Annotated in this window: 10 protein-coding genes, 1 other RNA gene and 1 other annotated feature; of the genes, 10 read left to right on the forward strand and 1 reads right to left on the reverse strand. The window is 54.3% G+C overall.

Translation table 11 applies throughout. The features are described from left to right. Window positions 1–14 precede the first annotated feature (14 nt). Together ssrS and ACTL32_RS07675 are read left to right on the forward strand one after the other, a co-directional pair. Window positions 15–199: non-coding RNA, 6S RNA (ssrS, locus tag ACTL32_RS07670), on the forward strand. A gap of 97 nt (window positions 200–296) precedes the next feature. Next, complete coding sequence (locus tag ACTL32_RS07675; protein WP_441340903.1) at window positions 297–1,061, forward strand: tRNA threonylcarbamoyladenosine dehydratase; 765 nt, start codon at window positions 297–299, stop codon at window positions 1,059–1,061. Window positions 1,062–1,423: 362 nt separating this feature from the next. Here ACTL32_RS07675 and ACTL32_RS07680 read toward each other — a convergent pair whose 3' ends face one another. After that, window positions 1,424–2,707: a replication-associated recombination protein A gene (locus tag ACTL32_RS07680; protein ID WP_441340904.1), complete on the reverse strand. Its 1,284-nt coding sequence runs from the start codon at window positions 2,705–2,707 to the stop codon at window positions 1,424–1,426. Window positions 2,708–2,844: 137 nt separating this feature from the next. On the opposite strand from ACTL32_RS07680, the gene cymR reads away from it, so the two are divergent. The 8 genes from cymR to ruvX all read left to right on the forward strand — a co-directional run bounded on the left by cymR (window position 2,845) and on the right by ruvX (window position 12,963). Further along, window positions 2,845–3,261 carry a cysteine metabolism transcriptional regulator CymR gene (gene cymR / locus ACTL32_RS07685; RefSeq protein WP_204890396.1) on the forward strand — a complete coding sequence of 139 codons (417 nt, stop codon included), beginning with the start codon at window positions 2,845–2,847 and terminating at the stop codon, window positions 3,259–3,261. Between the two features lie 13 nt (window positions 3,262–3,274). Further along, the gene (locus tag ACTL32_RS07690) at window positions 3,275–4,408 is read left to right on the forward strand and encodes a cysteine desulfurase family protein (RefSeq protein WP_441340905.1); all 1,134 of its coding nucleotides are present in this window, start codon (window positions 3,275–3,277) and stop codon (window positions 4,406–4,408) included. Window positions 4,409–4,422: 14 nt separating this feature from the next. Beyond that, a complete protein-coding gene (gene mnmA, locus ACTL32_RS07695; RefSeq protein ID WP_441340906.1) occupies window positions 4,423–5,541 on the forward strand; it encodes a tRNA 2-thiouridine(34) synthase MnmA in 1,119 nt (372 codons plus the stop codon). Between the two features lie 14 nt (window positions 5,542–5,555). Next, window positions 5,556–6,227, forward strand: a complete 672-nt coding sequence (locus tag ACTL32_RS07700) for a tetratricopeptide repeat protein (protein ID WP_441340907.1) — start codon at window positions 5,556–5,558, stop codon at window positions 6,225–6,227. A 345-nt stretch (window positions 6,228–6,572) separates the two neighbouring features. After that, the gene (recD2, locus tag ACTL32_RS07705) at window positions 6,573–9,041 is read left to right on the forward strand and encodes an SF1B family DNA helicase RecD2 (protein ID WP_441340908.1); all 2,469 of its coding nucleotides are present in this window, start codon (window positions 6,573–6,575) and stop codon (window positions 9,039–9,041) included. Window positions 9,042–9,301: 260 nt separating this feature from the next. After that, window positions 9,302–9,510, forward strand: a binding site (T-box leader). A gap of 50 nt (window positions 9,511–9,560) precedes the next feature. After that, the gene (gene alaS / locus ACTL32_RS07710; RefSeq protein WP_441340909.1) at window positions 9,561–12,185 is read left to right on the forward strand and encodes an alanine--tRNA ligase; all 2,625 of its coding nucleotides are present in this window, start codon (window positions 9,561–9,563) and stop codon (window positions 12,183–12,185) included. A gap of 89 nt (window positions 12,186–12,274) precedes the next feature. Continuing rightward, entirely contained in the window at window positions 12,275–12,544 is a 270-nt protein-coding gene (locus ACTL32_RS07715) for an IreB family regulatory phosphoprotein (RefSeq protein WP_204890402.1), read from the forward strand. Continuing rightward, window positions 12,544–12,963, forward strand: coding sequence for a Holliday junction resolvase RuvX (gene ruvX, locus ACTL32_RS07720; protein WP_204890403.1), 420 nt, complete (start codon window positions 12,544–12,546; stop codon window positions 12,961–12,963). Before ACTL32_RS07715 ends, ruvX begins: the two co-directional genes overlap by 1 nt. The last annotated feature ends 1 nt before the right edge of the window (window position 12,964 follow it).

The raw sequence follows: 12,964 nt of genomic DNA on the forward strand, positions 1-12,964 counted from the left end.
CATACAAGTAGTAGAGAATCCTGATGTGTTCGTTACGAGCTATTCAGTTTTGACCCAACATTTTGTCGTCGGGAGACCAGATTTCATCATGGCTAACATGCCCTAACCGGAAGTTATAAGTGATGACGAGGTCACCCACCTGCTAGAAGCGGGTTCAAAAACGATGCGCACCAAAACGGACGGCACGATTGGGATTCTCCGTTATTTCAACTTTTCGCCTCCCGGCAATTTGTCGGGGGGTTTTTATTTGTGTATAATCCCTAGTAGAACAATCAACTTTGAAGGGCAGGCAGATTATGTTACATCAATTTTCCCGGAACGAACTTGCAATAGGCAAAGAAGGCCTTGAAATGGTCAGAGGCACGACCGTCGCCATCCTGGGCGTCGGAGGCGTCGGTTCATTCGCCGCTGAAGCGTGCGCACGGAGCGGCGTCGGCCGCATCATCCTCGTCGACAAGGACAATGTCGACATCACGAACATCAATCGCCAGCTTGTCGCGAACTTGTCGACCGTCGGCCAATCCAAAGCGGAAGTGATGAAGAAGCGCATCGCCGACATCAACACGGAATGCGAAGTCATTTCCTTGCACATGTTCTATACAGAAGAAACTTATGAGGAATTTTTCAGCTACAAACCGGATTACGTCATCGATGCATCTGACACGATGATCTACAAGGTCCACTTGATGCAGGAATGCTACAAACGCGGCATCAAGATCATCTCGAGCATGGGCGCCGCGAACAAGACGGACCCGACGCGTTTCCGCATCGTCGACATCTCGAAGACGCACACCGATCCGCTCGCGAAAGTGATCCGCAAAAAGCTGCGGGCAGCAGGCATCTACAAAGGGATTCCGGTCGTGTTCTCAGACGAAAGCCCGATCATTGTCCGCGAAGACGTCGTCGGCACCGTCGGCAAGCCGGATGCGGAAATCCGCAAAGCCCAGATGCCGCCGAGCTCGAACGCGTTTACGCCGTCTGCGGTCGGCTTGATCTGTGCGAGCTGGGTCATCAACGACATCACCCGTTCGATTCCCTTGAATCGCGTGCGCAATAATTGATTCCGAGCCGGCCCGGTTTTTGGGCCGGCTTTTGCGTTGGTTTTATTGGTGGTAGAGTGCTGAACGATCATAAAACTTTTTGAACGATCACAACGCTCCGCTGAACGATCATAAAATTTTCTAAACGAGCATAAAGTTCCAGCAGAAAGGCATGAAAGATGAATGCCAAGGGAAAGGGCGCTTTTCGCTGGGCGAAAAGCCATAACCCCCCGGAGGAGGAGACGGTTTTACTTGTCGAAATTTGTTGAACGCAAATAACCGCGGCGCGAACGCAAATAAAACGTTCTGAACGCAAATAAATCGCCACGGACGCAAACAAAACAAAAAAGCCATTTCCCAAAAAGGAAATGGCCGGAGATTCTTCATTTTTTGCGGAACGATTTGAGTTTTTCGTAGATGCCGGCGAATTTCTTTTCGGCGCCGGCGACGACGGGCTTGTAGAATTCCGCTTTTTTCACTTCTTTTGGCAGGTAGTCCTGGTCGACCCAGCCGCCGAACGAGCCGAGCGGCGTGTCGTGCGGGTATTTATAGCCGCCGTGGCCGAGTTCTGCGCTTCCGGCGTAATGCGTGTCGCGCAGGTGCATCGGGATGTCGCCGACTTCGCCTTTGTTGATCGAGGCGATGGCGGCGTCGATCGCTTTGTAGGCGGAGTTCGATTTCTCCGACAAGCACATTTCGGCGACGGCCTGGGCGAGCGGAATTCGCGCTTCCGGCAAGCCGAGGCGGTCCGCTGCCTGGCATGCGGCAAGGACGTGCGGGCCGACTTCGGGGCTTGCGAGGCCGATGTCTTCGTATGCCATGACGAGCAAACGGCGCGTCACGGCGGTCAAATCGCCGTTCTCTAATAGATGCGCCAAATAATACATCGCCGCGTTGACGTCGCTGCCGCGTACGGATTTCTGCAGCGCGCTCAATAAATTGAAATAATGCGATCCTTTTTTATCGCCGAAGACGCCGACGCGTTTGATCATCTGTTCGACCATTCCGTCTTCGACAATGTACTTGCCGTCGCGTTCGTCGGATGCGACAACGATCGATTCGAGCATCGTCAAAGCTTTTCGGGCGTCGCCGTTCGTGCCGTCCGCGATGCGGTTTACCTGCGCTTCGGAAATCTCGATCTGGTAGTTGCCGAGCCCGCGCTTCGGATCCGTCAAGGCTGAATTCAGAAGCTGGACAATATCGTCATGCGTCAGGCGCTTCAGCTGCTTGATCTCGCCGCAGCGGGAGCGGATCGCGGGATTGACGTCGTGGAACGGATTCTCCGTCGTCGCGCCGATCAGGACGATGGCGCCGCTTTCGACATGCGGCAGGAGCGCATCCTGCTGGAGTTTATTGAACCGGTGGATCTCGTCGAGGAACAGCAGCACTTTGCCGGTCAGCCGTGCTTCGGCGACGACCGTTTCGACGTCTTTTTTGCCGGACGTCGTCGCGTTCAATGCGATGAACGGCAGCTTCGAAGTGCCGGCGATGGCGTGGGCGATCGATGTCTTGCCGATTCCCGGTTCGCCGTAGAGGAGCATGGACGGCACGTGGCCGTTGTGGATCATTTTATATAAAGCCGTATGCGGGCCGATGACGTCTTTCTGGCCAATGACTTCGTCGATGGTCCGCGGACGCATGCGGAACGCCAATGGTTCGTTCTGCAAACAAAAAACCCCTTCCGTACATTCGTTCTATTCTTTAGTATATCGTTTCGGGAAATAAAAGTCATTGCAAGTCCATTTTGCTTTGATATGCTATACTTTTAGGGAGAATAACCGGAAACTGACTTAGAGGTGTAACGATGAGAATATCAACCAAGGGCCGCTACGGCCTGACGATCATGATCGCATTAGGAAAACATTACGGCGAAGGGCCGATGCCGCTGCGCAAGATTGCGGAGGATTACGAGCTGTCGGAAGCCTACCTGGAACAATTGGTGGGGCCGCTGCGCAATTCGGGTCTCGTCAAAAGTGTCCGGGGCGCATACGGGGGCTATATGCTGACGCGCAGCCCGAAAGAAATTTCAGCGGGCGACGTGATCCGCGTACTTGAAGGGCCAATCCAGCCGGTCGAAGGCATCGAAGACGAAGCCCAGCCGCAGCGCGAGTTGTGGGTGCGCATCCGTGACGCGGTCAAAAACGTGCTTGATACGACGACGATCGACGATCTGGCAAACCAGAACGAAACGGAAAACGATAATTATATGTTCTATATATAAGGAGTTAATCACAATGAAACGAATTTATTTGGACCATGCAGCCACTTCTCCGATGCATCCGGAAGTGGCTGATGTATTTACAGAGGCGCTCGGCACGCTGTACGGCAATCCGTCGAGCATCCACGGCACCGGCCGCGAAGCGCGCAAGGCGCTCGATGACGCGCGACGCGTTTTTGCGAAAAGCATCGGCGCGAACGACCCGGAAATCATTTTCACCAGCGGCGGGACCGAAGCGGACAATTTCGCGATCTTCGGCACAGCGGCGAAAAAGGACGGCAAGCACATCATCACGTCGGCCATCGAGCACCATGCGGTTTTGCATGCGTGCGAAAAACTGGAGCACGAAGGCTATGACGTGACGTACCTGCCGGTTGACGAAAACGGGCTCGTGCGAGCAGAAGACGTGAAAAATGCGCTGCGGGACGATACAATTCTAGTGACCATCATGCTTGGCAACAATGAAGTCGGGACGGTCCAGCCGGTCGCAGAAATCGGGGAGCTCCTAAAAGGGACCGATGTGACGTTCCATACTGACGCTGTCCAGGCATACGGCATCCTGCCGATCGACGTGGAAAGCCTGGGCGTGGATCTTTTGTCCGTATCGGCGCACAAGCTGAACGGACCGAAAGGCATCGGCTTCCTGTACCAGAAAAAAGGCACCACGCTCGCGCCGCTCCTATACGGCGGCGAGCAGGAACGCAAGCGCCGCGCAGGCACGGAAAACGTGCCGGCAATCACGGCGTTCGCCAAAGCGGTGGAGATCTCCGCAACTGAACGTGAAGAAAAAGCGGAAGCTTACGAAAGCTACAAGCGGATTTTCCGGGACATCATAGGAAGTGAAGGCGTACCGTTCAAGGAAAATGGCACGAACCCGCTGCCGCATGTCTTGAATATCAGCATGCCCGGCATCGAGATCGAATCGTTCCTCGTGAACCTCGACTTGGCCGGCATCTCGGCTTCAAGCGGCTCGGCGTGTACGGCAGGGTCGATCGATCCGTCGCACGTCCTTGTCGCCATGTACGGAGCCGATGCCGAAGAGCTGCGGAATTCAATCCGCTTCAGTTTCGGCCTCGGCTTGACGGAAGAAGCGGTGGCAGAAGCCGCCCAAAAAACAGCGCAGATCTATAAACGACTGGCGCAAAAATGAAAAGGTGAGAAAAAATGACCGTAAAAGCACCACAAGATACACGCGTTGTCGTCGGCATGTCCGGAGGGGTCGACTCTTCGGTGGCCGCGTATTTATTGAAAGAACAGGGCTATGACGTTATCGGCATCTTCATGAAAAACTGGGATGATACCGACGAAAACGGCGTCTGCACCGCAACGGAAGATTACGAAGATGTCATCCGCGTCTGCAACCAGATCGGCATCCCGTATTACGCCGTCAATTTCGAAAAGCAGTATTGGGACAAAGTGTTCACGTACTTTCTCGAAGAATACAAAGCAGGCCGCACGCCGAACCCGGATGTTATGTGCAATAAAGAAATCAAGTTCAAGGCATTTCTTGAGCACGCATTGAGCCTTGGCGCGGATTACCTCGCGACCGGCCATTATGCGCAAGTTGAACATGCTGAAAATGGCGAAACGAAAATGCTGCGCGGCAAAGACAATAACAAAGACCAGACTTATTTCTTGAACCAGCTGAACCAGGAGCAATTGTCGAAAGTCATGTTCCCGATCGGCCATATGGAAAAGAAGAAAGTGCGCGAAATCGCACTCGAAGCCGGCCTTGCCACAGCGACGAAAAAAGATTCGACCGGCATCTGCTTTATCGGCGAACGCAATTTCAAGGAGTTCCTCGGCCAATATCTGCCGGCGCAGCCAGGCGATATGGTGACGATGGACGGCAAGAAAATGGGTACGCATGACGGCTTGATGTATTACACGATCGGCCAGCGCCAAGGGCTTGGCATCGGCGGCGCGGGCGACCCGTGGTTCGTCATCGGCAAAGACCTTGAAAAAAATGTTTTATTCGTCGGCCAGAACATCCAGCACGAAGCCCTGTTCTCTGACAGCCTGTCTGCGGTGAACTTGAGCTTTACGTCTGACACGCCACCGACCGGTACATTCACGTGCACGGCGAAATTCCGTTACCGCCAGGCTGACGTCGGCGTCACCGTGGAAATGAAAGACGGCGAAGCGCTTGTGACATTCGACGAGCCGGTACGTGCAATCACGCCGGGCCAGGCAGTCGTCTTCTACGACGGCGAAGAATGCCTCGGCGGCGGCACGATCGACCGCGTCTTCAAGAACGGCGCACGATTGGAGTATGTCGGCTGATGGGGGAGAATTCGATGAATTACAATGAAACAGGCATCCAGGCGCTGCAGGAAGGCAATACGGAAGCAGCGGTCGAAGCCTTCACGAAAGCGATCGAGGAAGAGCCGGACAATCCGCTTGGCTATATCAATTTCGGCCACGTCCTGACTTCGATGGACGATGCGGAGCGCGCCGAGCGCTTTTTCCAGAAAGCGATCACGCTGGATGAAACATCGGCGACCGCCTATTATGGCCTCGCCAACCTTTATTTCAATGCCGAGCGCTATGCGGAAGCATTGAAGCTGTATGAAAAAGCCGTCCAATACGGATTGGAAGGCGCGGACGCGCATTTCATGATCGGCAAATGCCTCGAGAAGATGGACCAGCCGAAACTGGCGCTTCCATATCTTCAACGGGCGGTCGAATTGGACGGGGAAGACGTGCAGGCGCGCCTCAGCTACGGCATTGCACTCGCTTCGCTCGAGCTTTTCGAGCTTGCAGAGCCGCAGTTCGCTGAAGTGCTGATGCAGCAGCCGGGCCATGCGGATGCGCATTACAACCTCGGCGTCCTCTATGCCGTGTCGACGAACCGCGTCGAAGATGCCATGTTCCACTTGAAGCAGGCATACACGCTCGATGAAACGAACGAAATGGCGCGCTATGCGTATGATATGATTGTTGAAGGACGCAATAAAACAAATATGTAATGAAGTAATATAAAAAAGTGGTTTATTGACCGCCGCTTCGGCGCTTTGGGCATGGCTCCCGCAATAAGCCGGGAAGAACACCCGTCTCATTGCTCCGCCTAACCCTGGGAGCGCGCTGGCGCTGGAAAAGCTCTTTAAAAGTAAGAGTGGAATAGTTACAACTTCTATTTTGATACGTAGCAAACCTGCGGAGACGCCTGCGGGAAAGCGAGAAAGCCGAGACCCCGCAAGTAGCGAAGCTACTGAGGAGGCTCGGCGCTCGCCCGCGGCAAGCGCAGCAGTTTGCGAAGTATCAATTATCAAAATATGAGAATCCATCAACCATTGTGAAAGGAGGCGGCTCGTGTGACCGGACAAATCGATTTATTCCAAGAAGAAGTGCAATTCGTGCTGGGCCGGCCGGTCGTCTCGATTTTTCACAATCCCCAAAACCTTTTCTCCATTGCGAAAGTGAAGATCCAGGAAACGAATACCTCGTACACCGAAAAAGAAATCATCGTTTCGGGCTATTTCCCGAAACTGTCGCTTGAGGAGCAATACCGCTTCACGGGCGCGGTAAAGAACCACCCGCGCTACGGCGTCCAGTTCCAGGTGGAGACGTTCACGAAGGAAGTGCCGGAGACGGAGCAGGGCATCGTCCATTATTTGTCGAGCGATATGTTCGACGGCATCGGCCGGAAGACGGCTGAGAACATCGTCAAAAAGCTCGGCAAGGATGCCATCAAGAAGATTCTTGAAGATCCGGAAGCGCTCGATGCTGTTCCGCGGCTGTCGGATGACAAAAAAGACACGATCCGCTCAACGCTGCAGCTGAACCTTGGCCTAGAGCGCGTCATGATCCAGCTCAATGACTGGGGCTTCGGCCCGCAGATCGGCATGCGCATCTACCAGGCATACCGGGAAGAGACGATCGACATCCTCACGAAAAATCCGTTCCGACTGATCGAGGAAATCGAAGGGATCGGGTTCCAGCGTGCGGACGAACTCGGCTCGAAGCTCGGCATCACCGGCAGCCACCCTGACCGCATCAAGGCGTCGGTGCTGCATTTATTGAACCAGGCATCGTTGTCTGAGGGTCATGTCTACGTCGATGCGAAGACGCTTATCCCGATGGTCAAAGGGATGCTTGAAGCAAGCCAGCGCGAGGACATCCCGGTTGAAGCGATCTCAAGGGCGATGATTGAACTGAATGAAGAAGGCAAAGTGGCGGGCGAAGAAACCCGGCTTTATTTGCCGTCGCTGTATTATTCCGAAGTCGGCATCGCGTCGAAACTGGAGACGATGCTCGAATCCCAGGCGAACCGCGACCGCTTCCCGGCGTCCGAAGTCCGTAAAGCGCTCGGCGAAGCGGAAGAGCGGCTTGGCGTCAATTATGCGGAGACGCAAGTCGATGCCATCGAGCAGAGCATCAATTCCTCGGTCATGATCCTGACAGGGGGCCCAGGTACCGGCAAGACGACGGTTGTCCGCGGGCTCGTCGAAGTGTACGCCGAACTCCACGGCTTGTCGCTCGACCCGAAAGATTATGCCAAGAAAAAAGAGCCGTTCCCGATCATACTCGCTGCACCCACGGGACGCGCGGCGAAGCGCCTGAGTGAATCGACGGAGCTGCCGGCGATGACGATCCACCGTTTGCTCGGCTTTAACGGCCAGGAAAAAGAAGAGGAAACCGAAAAAGACATCGAGGGCCGCCTGATCATCATCGACGAAATGTCGATGGTCGACACATGGCTCGCCCATCAATTATTGAAGGCCGTTCCGGAAGATGCCCAGATCATCTTTGTCGGAGACCAGGACCAGCTGCCGCCGGTAGGGCCGGGGCAAGTGCTGCGCGACCTGCTGGAATCAAAGCGCATTCCGACGGTCGAGCTGACAGATATCTACCGCCAGTCGTCGGGTTCGTCGATCATCGAGCTCGCACACCAAATGAAGAACGGGCAGCTGCCGGCGGACATCACCGCCAAAACCGCGGACCGGTCGTTCATCAAAGCCGGTCCCGACCAGATTGCATCGGTCGTCGAGAAAGTCGTGAAAAGCGCGCTTGCCAAAGGCCATTCCATCAAAGACATTCAAGTGCTTGCCCCGATGTACAAAGGGCCTGCCGGGATCGATGCGCTGAACCGCATGATCCAGGAGATGGTCAACCCGAATACGGACGGAAAACGCAAAGAATTGGTATTCGGCGACATCACGTACCGCATCGGCGACAAAGTACTGCAGCTCGTCAACCAGCCCGAAAGCAACGTCTTCAATGGCGATATGGGCGAAGTCATCGCCATCATGAAAGCAAAAGAAACCGTTGAAAAGCAGGACATGCTCGTCGCGTCGTTCGACGGCATCGAAGTGACCTACGAGCGCAGCGACTTGAACCAGCTGACGCTCGCCTACTGTTGCTCGATCCACAAGGCGCAGGGGTCGGAATTCCCGACGGTCATTATGCCGGTCGTCCGGGGCTATATGAAGATGCTGCGGCGCAACCTGCTCTACACCGGCATCACCCGCAGCAAGGACTTCCTGATCCTCTGCGGCGACCCGCAGGTGTTCCGCTATGGCGTTGAACGCACCGACGACACGCAGCGCATGACGACGCTGAAAAGCCGGCTGAGGCAATTCGAAGCGGAACCAGTGGAAAAGATTCTAGAAGAGAGCAGTGGGCCATCAGCACCATCGCAGCAGGCTGCAGCGCTCGGCGAGCCGGCAAAGCAGCCGGTGAAACCATCCGGTCCTGCCAGCCTGACCTCAGAAAACGTCCATGCCATCCATCCGCTCATCGGCATGGAAGGCATCAAGCCGAAAGATTTCATCGAAAGCTGAGGAGCGCCCGCGGGTGCTCCTTTTTTGCGTGGGGAGGGGATCAGGTTTTATTGCAGTCTGGTCAGGCAGAATCGTATTTTAACATTCGTTGAGCGTATTTCTTCGGTCGTCGTGCGTATTTTAACCTTTGCTGAGCATATTTTAACCTTCGCTGTGCGTATTCGCCGCTTTCGCCGGAAAACCACAACTCCAGAACCGCGAATCGCCTGACTATTGACACAGCCGAACCCTTTTCTATATAATTCAAGTTAGTTTAATAAACCAACACCCAGATGGAGAAAGTATAAGACCGCAAGCGTCCAGAAAGAGGTTCCCAGGCTGAAAGGACCTTCGCCCCGCTGTTTTAGAAAGCTACTCCGGAGTGCAGCTAATCCCTGCCGTTCTAGCCGCGTTAAGGCGCAATGAGAGACACGGAGCAGTTTGTCCGTGTAATTAGGGTGGTACCGCGAATAAAGCCTTCGTCCCTTGCGCACGCGCAAGAGATGAGGGCTTTTTATTATGCTGAGGAGGAGAAAAAGGATGAAAAACATGAAAGCTGCAGACATCAGAAGACTGTACATTGAATTCTTTAAGGAAAAAGGGCACGACCAGGAGCCGAGCGCACCGCTTGTTCCGTTCGAGGATCCGTCGCTATTGTGGATCAACAGCGGTGTGGCAACGCTCAAGAAATATTTCGACGGGCGCGTTATCCCGGAAAACCCGCGCATCGTCAACGCGCAGAAGTCGATCCGTACAAACGACATCGAAAACGTCGGAAAAACAGCCCGCCACCATACATTCTTTGAAATGCTCGGGAACTTCTCGATCGGTGAGTATTTCAAAAAAGAAGCGATTCACTGGGCGTGGGAATTTTTGACCGATCCGAAATGGATGGGCTTCGATCCGGAACTGCTTTCCGTGACGATCCATCCGGAAGATGAGGAAGCCTACAGCATCTGGCTAAACGAAGTCGGCGTGCCGGCTGAGCGCATCATCCGCCTTGAAGGCAACTTCTGGGATATCGGCGAGGGCCCGTCAGGACCGAACTCGGAGATTTTCTACGACCGCGGCGAATCTTACGGGAATGACCCGAGTGATCCGGAAATGTACCCGGGCGGCGAGAACGAACGCTACCTGGAAATCTGGAACCTGGTGTTCTCTCAGTTCAACCACAATCCGGACAACACATACACACCGCTTCCGAAGCAGAACATCGATACAGGCATGGGCCTCGAGCGCATGGCGTCAGTCGTGCAGGACGTGCCGACCAACTACGATACAGACCTGTTCGTGCCGATCATCCAGAAAACCGAAGAGATCTCCGGCGTCAAATACGGCGAGAACCCTGAAACCGATATGGCGTTCAAAGTCATTGCTGACCATGTCCGCACGGTCGCGTTTGCAATCGGCGACGGCGCATTGCCGTCGAACGAAGGCCGCGGCTATGTATTGAGACGCTTGCTGCGCCGCGCTGTCCGCTATGCGAAAAAACTCGGCATCGAGAAGCCGTTCATGTACGAGCTCGTACCGGTTGTCGGCAGCATCATGCAGGACTTCTATCCGGAAGTCACCGAAAAACAGGATTTTATTATCCGCGTCATGAAGCTCGAAGAAGAGCGCTTCCATGAAACACTCCATGACGGACTGGCGATTTTGTCCGAAGTGATCAAAGCGCAAAAAGCTGCAGGGAACAATGAAATCCCGGGCGAAGATGCATTCCGCCTGTATGACACCTACGGCTTCCCGGTCGAACTGACGGAAGAGTATGCGGAAGAAGAAGGCATGGCGATCGACCACGAAGGCTTTGAAGCGGCTATGCAAGCACAGCGCGACCGCGCACGGAAAGCGCGCCAGAACGTCAACTCGATGCAGACGCAATCCGAAGTGCTCGGCAATATCAAAGAGCCAAGCGAATTTATCGGCTATAACTTGACGTTGTCGGATGCAAATGTCCTCGTCATCGTCAAAGACGGCGAAATCGTCGACAGCGCACAGGAAGGCGACGAAGTCCAGGTGATCCTCGACAAGACGCCGTTCTATGCTGAAAGCGGCGGGCAGATCGCTGACCGCGGCACGCTCAGCAACGATTTGGTGCAGGCGTCCGTGCTTGATGTGAAAAAAGCGCCGAACGGCCAGAACCTCCATTCGGTCCGCGTCGATTCCGGCGAACTGACGCGTGCGAAAGTGCTCGCGGAAGTCGATTCTTCGCTGCGCCGCCATACGGTGAAAAACCATACGGCTACGCACCTGCTCCACCAGGCGCTGAAAGATGTGCTCGGTGAGCATGTCAACCAGGCAGGCTCGTACGTCGGCCCTGACCGCCTGCGTTTCGACTTCTCGCATTTCGGCGGCGTCACGAAAGAGGAACTGGAGCGCATCGAAACGATCGTCAATGAGAAGATCTGGAGCGGCATCGGCGTCGAAACCGGCTACCACAACCTCCAGGAAGCAAAAAAAATGGGCGCAATGGCGCTGTTCGGCGAGAAATACGGCGACGTTGTCCGCGTTGTGGAAATCGGCGGCTATTCGCTGGAATTGTGCGGCGGCGTCCATGTCGTCAACACGTCTGAGATCGGCGTCTTCAAGATTGTGTCGGAAAGCGGCATCGGCGCAGGCATCCGTCGCATCGAAGCGGTCACCGGCAAAGGCGCGTACGACAGCTTAAAAGAAAGCGAACGCACGCTTGAGGAAGCGGCAGGCTTGATGAAAGCTTCCCCGAAAGACATGGTCCAAAAAGTCCAGGCTTTCCAAGCGGAGATGAAAGGGCTGCAGCGCGAGAATGAATCGCTGATGGCTAAAATCTCGAATGCACAGTCTTCGGAAATCCTGTCGGCTGCCCGCGAAGTCGGCGGCATCACGGTCCTCTCGGCACGCGTAGAGGCGAAAGACAACAACCAGCTGCGCCAGATGATGGACGAGCTGAAACAGAAATTCGACAAAGCGGTCATCGTCCTCGGTGCGGCTGACGGCGACAAAGTCATGCTGGTGGCCGGTGTGACAAAAGATTTGGTTGGCGGGAACTATCATGCCGGACAAATCGTCAAACATGTAGCAGAGCAGTGCGGCGGCAAAGGCGGCGGGCGCCCGGACATGGCGATGGCCGGTGCAAAAGAACCTGGCAAATTGGATGCAGCTCTCGAATCTGTCTACGACTTGCTCAAATAAGTTTAATAAATGCTCCATATCGTTTATAATGTAAATCAGGCAGCGAGAGCGAGATTCTCCTATCTAAATCCGAAAGCGAGGTGCTTGTCGTGAGTTCATTTGATCAAACAATGAAATTCAATCCGTCTGATGAATCGATGGAGCAGGAAGTGAAGCAAGTGATGCTTCAGGTTCATACTGCACTTGAAGAAAAAGGATACAACCCGATTAATCAGATCGTCGGATATTTATTATCAGGTGATCCGGCTTATATTCCTCGCCATCAGGATGCACGCAATTTGATCCGCAAACTCGAGCGGGATGAAATCTTGGAAGAGCTTGTGAAATTCTATATCAAAAAGAATAATGAGGAAAAATAATGAGAATTATGGGATTGGACGTCGGTTCGAAGACAATCGGGGTCGCCATCAGCGATGCACTGGGCTGGACGGCGCAGGGCATCGAGACGGTCAAGATCAACGAGGCGCAGGACGATTTCGGCCTGGCGCGCCTCGGCGAATTGATCAAGCAGTATGAAGTGACCCAAGCGGTCGTGGGCTTTCCGAAAAACATGAACAACACCATCGGCCCGAGAGCGGAAGCATCGCAGAAGTTTGCAGCTTTGCTCGAAGAAGCGTATGATATACCGGTGGTACTTTGGGACGAGCGCCTGACGACAATGGCTGCGGAGAAGATGTTGATTTCCGCGGATGTCAGCCGCAAGAACCGCAAGAAAGTGATCGACAAGATGGCCGCAGTCATGATTTTGCAAGGCTATCTTGATTTTAAAAAAATATGAG

Source organism: Planococcus sp. FY231025 (genome assembly GCF_052078085.1).
GTDB lineage: Bacteria > Bacillota > Bacilli > Bacillales_A > Planococcaceae > Planococcus.